Below are 18,286 nucleotides of genomic sequence, written 5' to 3'. Positions count from 1 at the left end.
CCACTATAAAAGTGGCCGTGGTTATGCAGATAATACTTTTCTGCCCTTTTGACGCCGACGTGCTAATACCTTACGGCCGTTACTGGTGCTCATGCGCTTACGGAAGCCATGGACACGTGCACGGTGACGCTTCTTTGGTTGAAACGTGCGCTTCATACAATTGCACCTCCTATTAAATTCGAGTGGTTTGGTTTCTAGAGTCTAAAAGACGATCTCTTCAAACATACTTTGGTAGTATAACACACTTACCGAAATTAATAAACGGCGAATTTTTATTTAAATTTTTTTGATTATTAACAAAATTGGTAAAATAATCCACAGCGTTGTGTAAATTCATAATTTGTGGACAAGTTATCAACAGTGTTTTTCAGCGGTTATCCCCAAATCCACACCTGTTGATAAAGTTATCCACAGCCACCCTTCCATGTGTTGATAACTCTCTAATTTACTACTATATCAATAGCATATATCAACATAATTCTGTGGATAAGTTAGAATAAAATCTCTTTTTCCCCATTTTTCACAGGAATATTATTAATTTACACACAGTGTTGTGTAAACTTTTTTATTATTATCCACTTGGTTGTGGAAAACTTCCCCATGTAATGATAAAATACCGTTTGTAATTTAATACTTTAGGAGGAAATTATTTTGACTGAGCTCGATTCTCTGTGGGAAGCGATCCAAAATTCATTTCGTCAGGATACCACTCCGGTTACCTTTGACACTTTGATTGCTCCGGCAAAAGCAATTTCTCTCTCTCAAAATCAACTGGAAATCGAGGTGCCCACTCCGGTGCACCGCGATTTTTGGCGCAAAAATTTAAATACGCAGCTTAAAGAATTCGCTCAACAAAAATTGGGACGTAATATTGAGCCGCATTATATTTTAGAGGGAGAATTTACCTATACAAATAAAAAAACAGAAGATGATCCAACTCCTTCTTTTGAGATGGATACTCCTCTTAATCCTCACTACAACTTTGGAACGTTCGTTGTTGGAGAAGGAAACAAGATGGCACACGCTGCAGCATTTGCCGTTGCCGAAAGCCCCGGTAGTCTTTACAATCCACTATTCATTTATGGGGGGGTTGGTTTAGGAAAGACCCACTTAATGGAAGCGATCGGTAACCATATGCTTCAAGTTAATCCAAATTCGCGTGTCAAATATGTGACGAGTGAGGATTTTACCAACGATTATATTAATGCTATTCGTAATAATACGACTGAACAATTAAGAGAAGAATATCGTAACCTTGATCTCCTATTAATTGATGATATTCAATTTTTAGCCAACAAAGAGGGGACTCAACTAGAATTTTTCAATACTTTTAATGCCCTTCATGATCGCAAAAAACAAATTGTTATGACATCTGATCGAATTCCAAATGAGATTCCTGAACTGCAAGACCGGCTTGTATCACGTTTCAGGTGGGGACTTACTGTCGAAATTACTCCTCCTGACTTAGAAACGCGAATTGCCATCTTACGGAGCAAAGTTGAGGAAGATCATATTGATATTGGAAACGACACCCTTAACTATATTGCTGGTCAAATCGATACAAATATCCGTGAACTGGAAGGAGCCTTAACAAAGGTTCAAGCATTTGCTAATTTAAGTGGTGAGCGAATTACGCCGAGCTTAGCATCTCAAGCATTAAAGGGGCTTCACCGCGTAGCAAAAAACGAAATATCAATCGCTACAATTCAAAAACAAGTTGCTGACTTTTATAACATAACCCAAGGAGATATTCTTGGTAAAAAGCGAGTTAAACAAATCGTTATGCCTCGTCAAATCGCCATGTATCTTTCTCGAGAACTCACAGATTCCTCATTGCCAAAAATCGGCAATGAATTCGGCGGCAAAGACCATACCACTGTTTTACATGCTATTGATAAAATTGAGGCAGAACTTAAAAAAGATACTGACTTACAAAACGATATTACAAAATTAAAAGCTAAGCTCCGATCATAAGCTGTGGATAAATATAATAATTATCCTCAAACTTATCCACAAGTTATCAACAGGTGGATAACTCGAAAGAAAAGGCATTTAAATAGTTTTCCACAGTATTAACAGGCCCTACTACTACGACTATATTTTAAACTATTAAATATATTTATATACTTACACAAAAGGACTGAAATATATGAATTTTACAATTAACCGATCTGCATTCATTAGTCAATTAAATAATGTCTTACGTGCTATTTCTTCTAAAACAACTATTCCAATTTTGACTGGATTAAAGATGGTCGTAAACGAAGATAACATTGTGTTAACTGGTAGCAATTCAGACATCACAATTGAAAGTGTTATTAGTGCCAATGATGCTGATAATGATTTAACAATTGAAGATACTGGCGCTATTGTATTACCTGCCCGCTTCTTCAGTGATATTGTTAAAAAGTTGCCAGATAAGAAAGTAACTATTGAAGTTACAAGTGGTTTTCAAGCAGATATTACATCTGGTTCAGCTAAGTTCCAAATTAATGGCCAAGATGCCGAAAACTTTCCACATTTACCAGAAATTGAAACTAATAAATCAGTAACCCTTCCTAACGACATCCTTAAGGAAGTAATTCGTCAAACCGTCATTGCAGTATCTAAGCAAGAAAGTCGTCCAATCCTTGCGGGAGTTCATATGACTTTAAAAGATGGCGTCCTAACAGCTGTTGCAACAGATAGTCACCGACTTGCACAACGGAAAGTGGTCCTCGAAAACATCGATAACGGCATCGATTTTGATGTGATCATTCCTGGAAAGAGCATGGAAGAACTATCTGGAATGATTAGTGATGTCCATGAAGATGTACAAATGCAAGTAACTGAAAATCAAGTGTTATTTATCTTTGGTAATACTCATTTCTATTCTCGATTACTAGAAGGAAACTATCCTGAAACTAGTCAGTTAATTCCACAAACTGCTGATACCACAGTTGAACTAGAAGCTGGGACATTTTTATCATCAATTGAGCGTGCTTCCCTTTTATCCCATGAAAGTCGTAACGATGTGGTTAAGTTAAGTCTAAAGCCATCAGAAAATCTTGTTCGAATTAGTGGTGATTCTCCAGATATCGGTACTGTTGAAGAAGAGGTAGTAACGTCTGCTCTTGATGGTAATGATCTTGAAATCTCGTTCAATCCTAACTATATGAAAGATGCTTTGCGTTCTTTTGGTCAAGCAACGATCAAGATTTCATTTACATCACCATTGCGACCATTTACTCTAGTTCCAACAGAAGATCAGGAAAATTTTGTCCACTTAATTACACCAGTACGGACATTTTAGAAAGAATTTTAATTTTTATAGAAGAGGCTACAGAACGTTTTGTTTTGTAACCTCTTTTATATTTGGCATAGATTAAATTTAGTTAGTATCTCTAATTTATATTCAGATTTTTGACCATAGAGCAAATTTAACCGAATTTTGATAAAAAAGGCTAAAATAAGTTAATGCGCTCAGAAAGGCTAATAACGCAAAATTAGGCCAAATAATGTGGTATAATAGAATTACAAAAGTAGGTGAAAAAAATGGAAGAAAAGTCAGTGTTGATTGATAGTCCATTTATTACACTCGGCCAGTTACTCAAAGAAGAGGGGATTATTCCTACTGGCGGAGCAGCTAAATGGTTTCTAAAAGAAAATACTGTATTAGTAAATGATGAGCCAGATGATCGGCGGGGACGCAAATTGTATCCCGAAGATAAGATTCAAATTCCTGACCACCAATTACTTGTTATTAAGAGTAAGTAGGGATAAACATGATTCTGACGGAATTGCATTTACATCACTTTCGAAATTATCAGGATCTAACCGTTCACTTCAACCCTGGAGTGAACGTTTTAATTGGCCCTAATGCACAAGGTAAAACGAATATGTTAGAGGCAATCTATGTCCTTTCCCTGACCAAGAGTCATCGAACAAGTAATGACCATGAACTTATTAATTGGCAAGAAAAATCGGCCCTAATAAGTGGCACAGTAGAAAAAAGCATTGGTAAGATTCCACTTGAATTACAATTCTCGAGTAAGGGAAAAAAGGCAAAGGTAAATCATTTAGAACAAGCGCGATTATCACAGTATGTGGGTCAACTAAATGCAATATTATTTGCCCCAGAAGACTTGTCGTTGGTAAAAGGGTCACCAGCTTTACGCCGCCACTTTATGGATCGAGAGTTTAGTCAGATGAGTAGCAAATACCTCTACAATGCAGGCCAATATCGCACACTCTTACGGCAAAAAAACAAATATTTAAAGCAACTAAAATATAAGCAACAAACTGACCGCGTCCTTTTAGGGGTCCTATCTGATCAGCTTGCTGCTTTTGGTGCGGAAGTAATTATTGCCCGTCAACATTTTTTAAAGCACCTTGAAGGATGGGCAGCGGATTTACATCAAGAGATTTCATTAAACAAGGAATCATTACGGCTTGAGTATGTCAATCAATTAAAGGTTAATGATGATACTACTGTTGAAGAGGCTTATCAGAAACTTTTTAAGTTATATCAGGATAATGAACAGCGTGAAATCGAGCAAGGGACAACAATTTATGGTCCTCATCGTGATGATATCCGCTTTCTGGTAAATAATAAAAACGTGCAGGCTTTTGGATCGCAAGGACAACAGCGAACGACAGCACTATCAGTAAAACTAGCAGAGATTGATTTGATGAAAGAGCAAACAGGCGAGTATCCATTATTATTATTAGACGATGTGTTATCTGAACTAGATACAATTCGACAAACACACCTGTTAACAGCCATTCAGAATAAAGTCCAAACATTTTTGACGACAACTAGTCTGAGTGATGTTGCTCGCCAGCTAATTAATGAACCTACGATTTTTGAAATTGAGCACGGCACTTTGAATAAGGAGGAAGTAAAGTGAGCAACGAACAACAAAAAGAAACCAAGATGGAATTGGCTAGCGAATATGATGCTAGTCAAATTCAGGTTTTAAAGGGATTGGATGCAGTTCGAAAGCGTCCCGGAATGTACATTGGTTCCACTTCAGCCCAGGGACTTCATCACCTTGTTTGGGAAATTGTTGATAACGGAATTGACGAAGCCTTAGCAGGATTTTGTGATGAAATTAATGTTGTAGTTAATCCCGATAACAGTATTACTGTTAAGGATAATGGACGTGGAATTCCAGTTGATACGCAAAAAGAAACTGGAAAGTCAGCCCTAGAAACTGTCTTTACTGTTCTCCACGCCGGAGGAAAATTTGGTGGCGGCGGATATAAGGTTTCCGGAGGTCTTCACGGGGTAGGGGCATCTGTTGTAAATGCCTTATCTACTGAATTGGATGTTAAAGTTGCTCGTCAAGGTAAACGTTACTACATGGATTTTGATCATGGTCACGTTAAGTCTGCAATGAAGGTAATTGAAGAAGGACTTCCAGAAACTGAGCATGGTACGACCGTTCATTTTAAGCCGGATCCGGAAATTTTCCGTGAAACAACGACTTACAATATTAAAACTTTAACTGATCGATTAAGAGAGTTAGCCTTCTTGAACAAGGGACTTAAAATTACGATCGAAGACTTACGACAAGCAGACCATGAACGGAAAGAATTCCATTATGAAGGTGGTATTCGACATTATGTTGAATACCTTAATGAAGACCAAAATGTCTTATTTGATCCACCAATTTACGTGGAAGGTAAAGAAAACGATATTACTGTTGAAGTTTCCTTACAATATACAGATTCATACCGTAGCAACTTATTAACTTTTACTAACAATATTCATACTTACGAAGGTGGAACTCATGAGACCGGATTTAAGATGGCTCTTACACGTGTTATTAACGACTACGGCCACAAAGCAGGTATCTTAAAGTCTAATGAGACCTTATCAGGGGATGATGTGCGTGAAGGTTTAACTGCCGTTGTCTCCATTAAGCACCCTGATCCGCAATTCGAGGGGCAAACTAAGACTAAGTTAGGAAATTCAGATGCACGAACAGCGACTGACCATGTCTTCGCGGCAACATTTAACCGATTCTTATTAGAACACCCAGACGAAGCGCGGCAAATTATTGAAAAAGGTCAACTCGCTTCCAAAGCACGGGTGGCTGCTAAACGGGCACGTGAAGTTACCCGTAAAAAGAGTGGTCTTGAAATTAGTAATTTACCAGGTAAGTTAGCTGATAACACAAGTAAGGATCCTGAAATTTCAGAATTATTTATTGTCGAGGGTGATTCTGCCGGTGGTTCAGCAAAGCAGGGACGTTCCCGCCTCACCCAAGCAATCCTTCCAATCCGCGGAAAGATTTTGAATGTTGAAAAAGCAACCCTTGATCGAGTCCTAGCTAATGATGAAATTCGTTCTTTATTTACCGCTCTTGGAACAGGTTTTGGGGATGACTTTGATATTACAAAGGCTAATTATCATAAATTAATTATCATGACTGATGCGGATGTCGATGGTGCCCACATTCGGACATTACTGTTAACCTTGTTCTACCGCTTTATGAAACCAATGATTACGCATGGGTATGTTTATATTGCTCAACCGCCACTATATCAAGTTCGACAGGGTAAATTTGTGAAATACATTGACTCTGATGAAGAACTAGAACAGGTTGTAAGCTCACTGCAACCAAGTCCTAAGCCTGTTATTCAACGTTACAAAGGGTTAGGTGAAATGGATGCTGAGCAATTATGGGAAACGACAATGGACCCAGAAAATCGGCACCTATTACGAGTAAAATTAGACGATGCAGAACAGGCTGATAAGATTTTCCCAATGCTAATGGGAACTAAGGTCGGACCACGGCGCGATTTTATTGAACAAAATGCTAAGTTCGTTGAGAATCTTGACCTGTAATTAACTGTTGTTTACTGCTAACGCAAAAAAGGAGGAACGACATTGGCTGAACAAGATATGCCTAATCGGATCACGGATGTAAATCTTACGAGTCAGATGAAAAACTCATTCTTAGATTATGCAATGAGTGTTATTGTTTCACGTGCGCTTCCAGACGTCCGTGATGGATTAAAACCGGTACAACGCCGGATTCTATATGGAATGAATGAATTAGGGGTTACACCAGATAAGCCTTACAAGAAGTCAGCCCGGATTGTCGGGGATGTAATGGGTAAGTTCCACCCTCATGGTGACTCTTCAATTTATGAGGGACTTGTTCGAATGGCTCAGGACTTTAGTTACCGTTACATGCTTGTTGATGGTCACGGTAACTTTGGGTCGGTTGATGGTGATGGAGCAGCTGCCATGCGTTATACCGAAGCAAAGATGAGCAAAATTGCAGTTGAAATGCTTCGAGATATCAATAAAGATACCGTTAATTTCCATGATAACTACGATGGTACTGAAAAAGAACCGGATGTATTACCAGCTCGTTTTCCTAATTTATTAGTTAACGGTGCCTCAGGGATTGCCGTAGGGATGGCTACTAATATTCCAACTCATAATTTAGGGGAAGTTATTAACGGGATTCATATGTTAATGGACAATCCTGATATTACAACTGAAGGACTAATGAAGGCTATTCCGGGCCCTGACTTTCCAACTGGTGGAGTAGTAATGGGGAAGTCTGGTATTCGTAAAGCTTACGAAACTGGTCGGGGAACTATCATTGTTCGAGCAAAAGTTGATATTGAAGAACAAAAGAATGGTAAGCAATGGATCATTGTCCACGAAATTCCTTATATGGTTAATAAAGCAAAATTAATTGAACGAATTGCTGAATTAGCTCGGAATAAAGACATTGACGGAATTACTGATGTTAATGATGAAACTGACCGTGACGGAATGCGAATCGTAATTGATGTTCGTCGTGATGCCAGTGCAGAAGTTATCTTGAATAACCTTTACAAGATGACCTTGATGCAAACAACTTTTAACTTCAATATGCTAGCAATTGTTAATGGTGCTCCGAAGATTTTAAGCTTGAAACAAATTTTGCAACATTATCTGGAACACCAAGAATCAGTTGTACGGCGACGGACAGAATTTGAATTAAAGAAAGCCCAAAATCGTGCGCACATTGTTGCCGGGTTGCGGATCGCTTTAGACCATATTGATGAGATAATTAATATCATTCGTAATTCACAAACAAGCGAAGTAGCGAAGAATGAGTTGATGAATAATTATGGTTTATCAGATCGGCAGGCACAAGCTATCCTTGATATGCGGTTAGTTCGGCTGACTGGCCTAGAACGTGAAAAGATAGAGGATGAATATCAAAAATTAATGGCTGCAATTGCTGATTACAAGGATATTCTTGCTCACCGTGAACGGATTAATCAAATCATTTATGATGAATTAATGGAAATTCAAAAACGTTTTGGGGATGAACGACGAACTGAGCTTCAAGTTGGTGATATTACCAATATTGAAGATGAAGACCTAATTGAAGAAGAAGATATTATTGTTGCCTTGACCCACAATGGATACATTAAGCGTCTTCCGGTTGATGAATTTAAGTCTCAGCATCGTGGTGGTCGTGGTGTTAAGGGAATGGGCGTTCATAAAGATGACTTTATTGAACAACTAATTTCTAGTTCAACTCACGATATGTTGCTCTTCTTCACTAATTCAGGAAAAGTATACTCAATGAAGGGATATGAAGTTCCTGAATATGGCCGGGCTGCTCAAGGAATTCCAATTATTAACCTTCTTGGGATTAATAATAAAGAGAAAATTAGCGCTGTTATCAATGTTTCACATGAAACTAACGATGACGATAAATACCTCTTCTTTACTACTAAGCTAGGAACCGTTAAACGGACAGCAGTAACAGAATTTAAGAATATTCGAAGCAATGGATTAAAGGCGCTTAATCTTCATGAAAACGACGAATTGATCGATGTAGAAGTTATTAGTGAAGATCAGCCAATGATTATTGGTACTCATAATGGATATGCTCTTAGCTTTAAATCATCAGTTGTTCGGTCAATGGGACGAAGCGCAGCCGGAGTTCGGGGAATTCGCTTACGAGATGAAGACTATGTAATTGGCGCTGCCCCCCTTAATCCTGATAGCAAGGTTCTTGTAATTAGTGAAAATGGTTTTGGAAAACAAACTCCTGCTTCTGAATACCCAATCAAAGGACGTGGCGGACTAGGGGTTAAGACAGTCAACGTTACTGCAAAGAATGGTCCGTTAGTTGGTTTAACAACTGTCAATGGTGATGAAGACATTATGTTAGTTACCGACCAGGGAGTAATTATTCGTTTTGACATTGAAAGTGTATCGCAAACTGGACGCTCTGCTGTTGGTGTCCACTTAATTAAGATGGATAATGGTGCCCGTGTTGCTACGATTGCAAAGGTGGATAAAGAAGTAGATGAAGAGACTGAGGAAGCAACTAGTAATTCCTCCCAAGAAGAAAGCCAACCAACAGAAAATTAAAAAATAAAGTGAGAAAGTAGATATTTTACGTATATATAGTTATAGTGACCGCAACATTTAGGATTTCTTGTTAGATGTTCCTTGTTTTAAATAGAATTTTATGCTATATTTTATGTCTGTGAGTATACGTAATGACGTCTACTTTCCTTGTTCTTCTCAAATAGCGAGAAGAGCCAGAGTCCATAAGGAGGTGTAACATTCATGGAAACACGCAAATATGAAATTACTTACATCATTCGTCCTGATATCGAAGAATCTGCAAAGAGCGAATTGGTAGACCGCTTCGACAAGATCTTGGCGGACAATGGTGCAACTATCGCTGACTCAAAGGATTGGTCAACTCGTCGTTTTGCTTACCCAATCGCTAAGTACACTGAAGGTACTTACCACGTGGTAAACTTAACTACTGATTCAGATCAAGCTTTAAACGAATTTGATCGTTTAGCTAAGTTCAGTGATGATATCCTACGTCACATGATTGTTAAGCTTGATGCTTAATTAATTTGTCAATAAAGTAAAGAGAGGAGAAAGATCTATGCTTAATCGTGCAGTCTTAACTGGGCGTTTAACAAGAGATCCCGAGTTGCGGTACACAACCAGCGGGACAGCAGTTGTTTCATTTACGTTAGCTGTTGATCGGCAATTCCGAAACCAAAATGGTGATCGTGATGCTGATTTTATCAATTGCGTTATTTGGCGTAAATCCGCTGAAAACTTTAGTAACTTTACGCATAAGGGTTCACTTGTTGGAATTGAAGGGCGTATTCAAACCCGAAATTATGAAAACCAACAGGGTAACCGTGTATATGTTACCGAAGTTGTTGTAGATAATTTTGCATTGTTAGAACCTCGTCAAAATGGTGGTATGAACCAATCAGGGATGCAACAACCGTTTAACAATAACCAACAATCGTTTGGTGCTCAGGCTCCACAATATGGCAGTCAACCACAACCCGGAAATAATGCTCCTCAAAGTAATCCGTCACCAAGTATGGACAATGGTTTCGATCCCAATCAAAATGCTGGCAACCAGTTCCCTGGAAGCAGTGATGATGGTGGTCAATCCATTGATTTAGCTGATGACGAATTACCATTCTAAATAAATTTTTACTCAGAATAGGAGGGTAATTTCATGGCACAACAACGTCGAGGCGGACGTCGTCGTCGTAAGGTCGACTTCATCGCCGCAAACCACATCGAATACATCGATTACAAAGACACTGATTTATTACGTCGGTTCATTTCTGAACGTGGTAAGATCTTACCACGTCGGGTTACTGGTACTAGTGCTAAGAACCAACGTAAGTTAACTATCGCTATCAAGCGTGCACGGATCATGGGTCTTTTGCCATTCGTTGCAGAAGACTAGTTTCCGCAAGAATAAAAATAATAAAGAGGCCGAGGTTTACTCAGCCTCTTTATTATTTTAAATTATTGTTACCTTTTCTAGAGTTTTTCGACTGCTATATTAATATTCTTATGTATTAATAATCATTAGATGATATAATCTATTGACTAAGTACTTGATGTGATATGATAGATTTATCCAATTAATAATTTAAAGCTATTTTTAGGAGGACTAGCATGCGAAAAATTTTCAGTCGTGAGAACTGGGAGTTTTATTTTGAACACCCAGCCGTTCGCTGGAATGTCTGCTATATAGTGCTTTTAACAATTATTGGGCTTATTTTAGGGTTTATGGATAACTGGGTTATTGGACTAATTGTTTTAATAATCGCAGTTACTGGTGGAGCTATTAGTATTCGGCGGTTAAGAAAATTAGTAGTCGATGCTCATGAATATTTAAATGAATTAACGTATAAAGTCCAACGTGGGCAACAAGAAGCATTACTGGAAATGCCCATGGGAATGATTATGTTAAATAAGCGTCATGAAGTTGAATGGATTAATCCATATATGGCGCGTTATTTTAATCTTGAAATTGTTGTAGGAAAGCCGATTGCAGATGTTGATGCAAAATTAGCGGAATTAATAAAAAATCATGCGGATGATAAGCAAACGCAAGTAGTAACCTGGTGTGACCATCAATTTGAATTTTTGGTTCAGCATCACGGACAGGTAGTTTATTTATTAGATATTACAAAATATGAACAGATTAGTGCACAATATAAGGATGAACAAATCTTTATTGGTAATATTTACCTTGATAACTATGATGAACTGATTCAAGGAATGAGTGATTCTGATGTCTCTAATCTTCATAATTACGTAACTTCACAAATAAGCGATTGGGCAGTTGCTAATCACTTATTGATGAAGATCATTGATGATGATAACTACTTGATTATTGGTCATCAAGCTTCATTAAAAGAACTTGAAAAGCAGAAATTCAAGATTCTTGATGTTATCCGTGAAAATACATCTAAGCAAAATTCGCCAGTTACCCTTAGCGTAGGAATTGCTTATGGCGAAAATGATTTGATAAAACTTGCTGACACAGCGCAAAATAACCTTGACCTCGCATTAGGTCGTGGTGGAGACCAGGTTGTTGTTCGTGCTCAAGATCAAGAAGCACGTTTTTATGGTGGAAAGACTAACCCGATGGAGAAACGGACCCGGGTACGAGCACGGATGATTAGCCAAGCATTGCAAGAATTAATGGCCCAATCAGACCAATTGTTTGTGATGGGCCACACCAATCCAGATATGGATTCGATTGGTGCTTGTTTGGGGATTCGACGGATTGCGGAAATGAATGGTAAAGAATGTTGGATTGTGATTGATGACGAACATCCACACTCTGATATTCAACGTTTGATGCGTGAGATTGATAATTATCAGACAATTAAAGACCATATTATTTCACCGGTCGAAGCGTTAGAAAAAGCGACGAATAACAGTTTATTAGTGATGGTTGATCATGCTAAGCGGGGAATTACCATTGCCCCTGAATTATATGATAAAATGCAAAACAGACTTGTTATCATTGACCACCACCGTCGCGGCGAGGACTTTCCTGAAAATCCATTGCTTGTTTATATCGAACCATATGCGTCATCAACTTGTGAGTTAATTACGGAAATGTTTGAATACCAACCACGCGAAGGAAAGGGACTTAACAAGCTTGAAGCAACGGCAATGCTAACAGGGATTCAGGTTGACACAAAATCATTCACCAAGAGTGCTGGTACGCGAACTTTTGATGCAGCTAGTTACTTGCGTTCTGCTGGTGCCGATGGTTTAATGATTCAATCATTTATGAAAGAAAATCCAGAAACTTTCATGATGCGTAATCATTTGATTTCAAGAGCAGAAATAAATGATAAAATAGCATTATGTACGGGCGAAGAGGGACAGGTTTATGATCCTGTCACGGCTGCCCAGGCTGCTGATATGTTGCTCCAAATGAGTGGAATTGAAGCTTCATTTGTAATTTTTGAACGTGCTGATAACAAGATCGGAATTTCAGCACGCTCAATGGGAAACGTCAACGTCCAGGTAATCATGGAAAAAATGGGTGGTGGCGGTCACCTTGCAAATGCTGCTACACAAATCAGTGATAAAGATATTACGCAGGTCAAGCAAGAGTTAGTCGATATTCTAACTAAATCTGATAAAGAGCAAGACGATACAGAGGAGTGATCATAATGAAAGTTATTTTTACACAAGATGTACGGGGCCGTGGTCAACGTGGTCAAATTAAGGAAGTTCCAGATGGCTATGCTCAAAACTACTTAATTAAGCGTGGATTAGCAAAACAAGCTACTAAAGCGGCGATGAGCCAACTAAAGGGTCAACAGCGTGCTGAAGAAAAACATGCTGCTGAAGAATTAGCTGATGCCAAGCGGATGAAGAAGATTCTTGAAGATGATAATACAGTTGTTGAATTAAGCGGAAAAGCCGGTACAGATGGCCGGATGTTTGGTTCAATTTCAACAAAACAAATTGCAACTGCTTTACAAAAACAATTTGACCTAAAAATTGATAAGCGAAAGATTGAGCTGGCAGCCCCAATTAAGGCGCTTGGTTACGTAAATGTGCCAATCAAACTTCATCCAGAAGTAGAAGCTCAAATTCGTGTTCACATTGCTGAAAAGTAATGAGGGTTAATAGATTTAAGGAGCGGTATCGTCATGGATAATGCACCAGTGCAAGAAGAGCCACGCGATATTGAAGCAGAAAAAGCAGTTCTTGGAGCTGCTTTTTTAAGTAAAAACGCGTTGGCTGATGCGATGGAATATCTTGAGCCGCAAGATTTTTACCGGAAGGCTCATCAAATCATTTTTGAAAAGATGGTCCAACTAAATGATGCGGACCAGCCAATCGATCCGTTAACGATGAAAAATGTTCTTGATCAGGATAATCAAACGGAAAATGTTGGTGGAGTTGCTTATATTGCTGAACTTGCAACAGCGGTTCCGACGGCTGCTAATGTTGTCTATTACTCAAAGATTGTTCATGATAAGGCAATTTCACGACGGTTGATCAATACGGCAACCAAGATTATCAATGATAGCTATGCAGGAAATGACAAAATTGAAGATCAACTTGACCGGGCTGAGCAAGAAATTATGTCAGTTTCGGAAAATAGTCGTCAAACTGGTTTTAAAAGTATTAGTGACGTTTTACAAGAGTCGATTAATCATGTTAGTGAGCTCTCTAGTCAAGATTCAGAGATTACTGGACTTTCAACTGGGTATGCTCAATTAGATGAGATGACGACTGGTCTTCATAAAGACGAGTTGGTGATTATTGCGGCGCGGCCTGCTGTTGGAAAGACCGCCTTTGTTTTGAATATTGCCCAAAACGTTGCAACTAGAACCGATAATACGGTCGCAATTTTCAGTCTTGAAATGGGTGCGGAGTCCTTAGCAAACCGGATGCTCTGTGCTGAAGGAAACATTAACGCTAACCACTTACGAACTGGACAGCTTACGCAAGATGAATGGCAAAGTTTATTTATTGCTACTGGAGCCTTGAGTAATGCAAGTATCTATATTGACGATACACCGGGAATCAAGGTAGCAGAAATTCGGGCTCGTTGTCGACGCTTAGCAAAGGAAAAAGGTAACTTAGGATTGATCGTAATTGATTATCTTCAGTTGATTGAAGGGAGTAATCCTGATAACCGGCAGCAAGAAGTTTCAGAGATTTCTCGACAACTAAAGAAGCTGGCAAAGGAATTAGAAGTTCCGGTTATTGCCCTATCACAGTTGTCACGGGGAGTTGAACAACGACAAGACAAGCGCCCGGTTTTATCTGATATTCGTGAATCTGGATCGATTGAACAGGATGCAGATATTGTTAGTTTTCTTTATCGTGATGACTATTATGAGCACGATGAAGATTCAGATGATAATAATAACCAGGGAAATAATCAGGATGACGATGGATCAAATGCCAGTGAAGTTGAAGTCATTATCGAAAAGAATCGTAGTGGTCCACGGGGGACAGTTAAATTATTATTTGCAAAATCCTATAATAAGTTCACTTCGATTTCTTATATCCCTGAAGATAATAATTAAAAACTAAATTTCTAAGAGGGCATTTCAGTAAAAACTGAGGTAGCCCTTTTAGTGCGCTTAAGACATTAAAAATGTTTTTAAAAAAATAAACGGTATGATAGTAATTGAGGAGGCGTAAACAATGAACCGTCAAGGCGTAGAATTAAAATGGCTTTTATTCGGAATGTTCCTTGGAAGTATTGGGAATAGTTTTGTCTGGCCATTAACAACAATTTATATTCACGATCAGTTGCATGAGTCATTAACTGTATCAGGAATTGTTTTACTCTTTTATTCGGGAGCAAATGTTGTCGGAAGTTATATTAGCGGAATGTTATTTGACCGAGCTAACCCGCGGAAATTAATGATTGGCGGGACACTGCTAGCGACCATCGTAATGGCTATTATGATTTTCTTCAATGGCTGGCCGATATATGGAATTCTTTTAACAGTTATTGGATTTTTTAATGGTTGGATTATCACAATGGTTAATTCTTTTGCGACCCGTTCAGGCCGAGATGGACGTTATGTCTTTAATATGTTGTATTTTGCCAATAACTTGGGAATGGTAATTGGAACTACTATTGTCGGTCCGCTTTATCAGTATGCGGATGGCAATGTTTCACCAATGTTTTTGATTACCACAATCCTTTATACAATGTTCTCACTTGTTGTTATCTTTTTCTTTAAGGATAGTCAACAGACAGTTGCAAAGACGGAAGATGTAGAAGATAAAGAAGAGACCAAGACAGGTAATATTAAGATGCCTCAAGCTAACTTATGGATTAACTGGATCTTCTTCATTGCTTTAGTTGTAATCTGGACAATGTATGAACAATGGGCAAGTAACTTATCAGTTTTTATGACTGATCAAGGAATCTCAATGACGAAATATAGTCTTTTGTGGACATTAAATGGGATTTTAATTGTTGTTTTCCAATTAGGAATTACCTGGCTTAATCGCTGGGTTAATCGGCCATATGCGCAAGTGTTTATTGGGATGTTTACAATTGGTTTCTCCTTTGTTCTATTACTTTACGCCCACTCATATAGTTGGTTTGTGGCGGCAATGGTCGTTTTGACAATTGGTGAAGCCACTGCTCTGCCAACGATGCCTGCCATTGTAAACAGCCTTTCACCGGTTGCTGTTAAAGGAAAGTATCAGGGAATTTTGAACGCATTTTCTTCTTTGGGAAAGGCAATTGGTCCTCTATTTGGTGGATTGATGATTGAAGCGACCTCTTATCATATCCTCTTTATTATTTGTGCGATTTCGATTTTTGTAATGGAAATAATAGTAGTCTTTGTTATTAAGATAAAGCGTGCCAAAGCAGTTGAATATTAAAGAAGTGATCAGATGTTTTACAATAATTTTGATAATGTACATGGTGAAGACCGTTATGGAATGGTAGGAAAAACAGGAGATCCTTTTAGGGAAGAATGTGAACTAGGAATTTCTTGTTATCAGTGCCATGAACAGCCATTAGTAATTGCAGAAAGAAATTGGATGGATACGAATAATGATGACTCGCAACGGTACCAAATTGTGGTAGTTTGTGAGCATTGTGGGGCTGTTGATGAATTCATTGTTAATGATGGGCACGAGCATCAAATTAGCAAATTGAAATGTAGTAAATATCAGCCAACAGAAAAGAATATTATAAATAATGGAACTGTGGACTAAAATGTTCATGGTTCTTTTTTTAAATCCGTTTTTATTAACCAAAAACTGAGAGATTTGCTATGATGGTAGTTGAAATCAAATTAAAAGTAATGAGGTGAATGTTGATGAAAACTAAGAAATATCGTTATACTGGAAAAGACTTTGATATTAAGGCAGCACCAACTAAGGTAAAAGATTCTGCTGATGATCTTAAGAAGATTAAAAAGAAGATCAAGAAAAATGTAAAGTCAATCAAGAATGCACAAAAGATGATGTATGCTCGGCGCCATTATGGTGTTTTAGTAGTATTTCAAGCAATGGATGCGGCGGGAAAAGATAGTATGATTTCGCATATCTTTGCAGGTGTAAATCCAGTTGGGTTTAAGGTAGCTAATTTTAAACAACCAACAGGCCGTGAATTACGCCATGATTATCTTTGGCGAATTAATCGTGAATTGCCAATGCGTGGTGATATTGGTGTTTTCAACCGTTCATATTATGAAGATGTTCTTGTTTCACGCGTTCACCCGGCTTTAATTTTACAATCTAATATTCCAGGGATTGAGTCTATCCATGATGTTAATAACAAATTCTTTGATAGTCGCTATGAAGATATTCGCCAGTACGAAAACTATCTAACGCGGAACGGTTACTTAATTGTAAAGTTCTTCCTCCATGTATCAAAGGAAGAACAGAAGAAGCGGTTCTTAGCGCGGATTGATACGCCGGAAAAGAATTGGAAGTTCTCTGCAGCTGATATCCGTGAACGTCAATATTGGAACGATTACCAAAAGGCATATGAGAAGGCGATTAATGCTACCGCTACAAAGGAAAATCCATGGTATGTTATTCCGGCTGATGATAAGTGGTATTCGCGTTTAATTGTATCTGACATTTTGACAAAGAAGATTAATAGTTTGCCATTAGCTTATCCCGAAGTTTCACCAGAACAAGAAATGAGTTTACGACAGGCAAGAAAAGAACTAATAGCAGAAGACAAGTAAAAAAATCGTGTAATACAGCTCAGTCTGCATTACACGATTTTTATAAAATATACGAAAAAAGACCACCGATTACTCGATGGTCTTTTTAATATGATGGGCAGTCAGGGGATCGAACCCTGGACCCACGGATTAAGAGTCCGTTGCTCTGCCAGCTGAGCTAACTGCCCATGTCTTTGACAACATAAATAATAATATCAACTTCCGATCATTTTCGCAAGTGTTTTTCTAAATTTATTTAAGAAATTTTCAAATCCATATTTTAATTAGGTATCTAACTGTTATAATTAATAATAAAATTAAAATTGGGAGTAATTTCATGACATTAAAAAAAGATAAATTTGAGCAAATGAACCGTTTATTGCGGAACTATATGATTAACATGAAGCATTTTTATACTGAACTTGCCCCTGAATTAGACATAACTCCACAGCAAGCTCATACGCTTTTTTATATAGAAAAACACGCTGGTCTTATTCAACGAGAATTAGGTGACCATTTCCATTTACGGAATGCTAGTGTTACTAGTATGGTGAAAAATCTTGAACGCGACGGGTATATTATCCGGAAGGCGGATCAAGAGTCAGCACGAATTAAGCGGATTTTTCTTACCAAAAAAGGTGAAGAAAAGACTAATGAGGTTAAAGAAATATTTGATAAAGCTTATTTTCAGATTATTGCCCGCCTCAATGAAAGAGATATTGATGCAATAGTTAAAGGGATGACTAATATTAATAACAATCTAAAAGAATAACTTAGACTCTTGACAGTTAGA

At 38.1% G+C, this 18,286-nt stretch carries 17 protein-coding genes and 1 tRNA gene; 16 read left to right on the top strand and 2 right to left on the bottom strand.

All coding sequences use genetic code 11. From position 1 onward, the window contains the following. Positions 1–21 precede the first annotated feature (21 nt). Positions 22–156, bottom strand: coding sequence for a 50S ribosomal protein L34 (rpmH, locus tag H5S10_RS01385; RefSeq protein ID WP_003665227.1), 135 nt, complete (start codon positions 154–156; stop codon positions 22–24). Positions 157–651: 495 nt separating this feature from the next. Here rpmH and dnaA point away from each other — a divergent pair, with 495 nt between their 5' ends. The 15 genes from dnaA (at position 652) to H5S10_RS01310 (ending at position 17,514) form a co-directional block, all read left to right on the top strand. Continuing rightward, on the top strand, positions 652–1,974 hold the full coding sequence (gene dnaA, locus H5S10_RS01380; protein WP_094501227.1) for a chromosomal replication initiator protein DnaA: 1,323 nt from the start codon (positions 652–654) through the stop codon (positions 1,972–1,974). Positions 1,975–2,149: 175 nt separating this feature from the next. Then, the gene (dnaN, locus tag H5S10_RS01375) at positions 2,150–3,292 is read left to right on the top strand and encodes a DNA polymerase III subunit beta (RefSeq protein WP_182588467.1); all 1,143 of its coding nucleotides are present in this window, start codon (positions 2,150–2,152) and stop codon (positions 3,290–3,292) included. A 242-nt stretch (positions 3,293–3,534) separates the two neighbouring features. Then, positions 3,535–3,756 (top strand): S4 domain-containing protein YaaA, encoded by a 222-nt coding sequence (gene yaaA / locus H5S10_RS01370; RefSeq protein WP_003665230.1) that lies wholly within the window; start codon positions 3,535–3,537, stop codon positions 3,754–3,756. Positions 3,757–3,764: 8 nt separating this feature from the next. Continuing rightward, positions 3,765–4,889: a DNA replication/repair protein RecF gene (gene recF / locus H5S10_RS01365; protein ID WP_182588466.1), complete on the top strand. Its 1,125-nt coding sequence runs from the start codon at positions 3,765–3,767 to the stop codon at positions 4,887–4,889. 26 nt (positions 4,890–4,915) lie between these two features. After that, entirely contained in the window at positions 4,916–6,835 is a 1,920-nt protein-coding gene (gyrB, locus tag H5S10_RS01360; RefSeq protein WP_035152443.1) for a DNA topoisomerase (ATP-hydrolyzing) subunit B, read from the top strand. A 42-nt stretch (positions 6,836–6,877) separates the two neighbouring features. Continuing rightward, positions 6,878–9,382 (top strand): DNA gyrase subunit A, encoded by a 2,505-nt coding sequence (gene gyrA / locus H5S10_RS01355; RefSeq protein ID WP_182588465.1) that lies wholly within the window; start codon positions 6,878–6,880, stop codon positions 9,380–9,382. A gap of 201 nt (positions 9,383–9,583) precedes the next feature. Next, positions 9,584–9,880, top strand: a complete 297-nt coding sequence (rpsF, locus tag H5S10_RS01350; RefSeq protein WP_003665235.1) for a 30S ribosomal protein S6 — start codon at positions 9,584–9,586, stop codon at positions 9,878–9,880. A 37-nt stretch (positions 9,881–9,917) separates the two neighbouring features. Beyond that, positions 9,918–10,481, top strand: coding sequence for a single-stranded DNA-binding protein (gene ssb / locus H5S10_RS01345; RefSeq protein ID WP_004562487.1), 564 nt, complete (start codon positions 9,918–9,920; stop codon positions 10,479–10,481). Between the two features lie 33 nt (positions 10,482–10,514). Beyond that, complete coding sequence (gene rpsR, locus H5S10_RS01340) at positions 10,515–10,751, top strand: 30S ribosomal protein S18 (RefSeq protein ID WP_003665240.1); 237 nt, start codon at positions 10,515–10,517, stop codon at positions 10,749–10,751. Positions 10,752–10,966: 215 nt separating this feature from the next. After that, positions 10,967–12,985 carry a DHH family phosphoesterase gene (locus H5S10_RS01335; RefSeq protein WP_182588464.1) on the top strand — a complete coding sequence of 673 codons (2,019 nt, stop codon included), beginning with the start codon at positions 10,967–10,969 and terminating at the stop codon, positions 12,983–12,985. 5 nt (positions 12,986–12,990) lie between these two features. Further along, on the top strand, positions 12,991–13,443 hold the full coding sequence (rplI, locus tag H5S10_RS01330; RefSeq protein ID WP_003665243.1) for a 50S ribosomal protein L9: 453 nt from the start codon (positions 12,991–12,993) through the stop codon (positions 13,441–13,443). A gap of 33 nt (positions 13,444–13,476) precedes the next feature. Continuing rightward, positions 13,477–14,868 carry a replicative DNA helicase gene (dnaB, locus tag H5S10_RS01325; RefSeq protein WP_035152014.1) on the top strand — a complete coding sequence of 464 codons (1,392 nt, stop codon included), beginning with the start codon at positions 13,477–13,479 and terminating at the stop codon, positions 14,866–14,868. 121 nt (positions 14,869–14,989) lie between these two features. Then, positions 14,990–16,192, top strand: a complete 1,203-nt coding sequence (locus H5S10_RS01320; RefSeq protein WP_182588463.1) for an MDR family MFS transporter — start codon at positions 14,990–14,992, stop codon at positions 16,190–16,192. 12 nt (positions 16,193–16,204) lie between these two features. Then, positions 16,205–16,531 (top strand): hypothetical protein, encoded by a 327-nt coding sequence (locus H5S10_RS01315; RefSeq protein ID WP_182585935.1) that lies wholly within the window; start codon positions 16,205–16,207, stop codon positions 16,529–16,531. A 98-nt stretch (positions 16,532–16,629) separates the two neighbouring features. Further along, positions 16,630–17,514, top strand: coding sequence for a PPK2 family polyphosphate kinase (locus H5S10_RS01310; RefSeq protein ID WP_182588462.1), 885 nt, complete (start codon positions 16,630–16,632; stop codon positions 17,512–17,514). A gap of 94 nt (positions 17,515–17,608) precedes the next feature. Here H5S10_RS01310 and H5S10_RS01305 read toward each other — a convergent pair. Next, positions 17,609–17,681: transfer RNA gene (locus tag H5S10_RS01305), tRNA-Lys, on the bottom strand. A gap of 149 nt (positions 17,682–17,830) precedes the next feature. Between H5S10_RS01305 and H5S10_RS01300 the strand changes: the two genes are divergently transcribed. Beyond that, complete coding sequence (locus tag H5S10_RS01300; RefSeq protein ID WP_182588461.1) at positions 17,831–18,265, top strand: MarR family winged helix-turn-helix transcriptional regulator; 435 nt, start codon at positions 17,831–17,833, stop codon at positions 18,263–18,265. The last annotated feature ends 21 nt before the right edge of the window (positions 18,266–18,286 follow it).

The sequence above is a fragment of the Limosilactobacillus balticus genome, assembly GCF_014145615.1.
Classification (GTDB): Bacteria; Bacillota; Bacilli; order Lactobacillales; family Lactobacillaceae; genus Limosilactobacillus; species Limosilactobacillus balticus.
The sequence above is the reverse complement of the archived record's forward strand: the minus strand, read 5'-3'. Positions and strand labels throughout refer to the sequence as shown.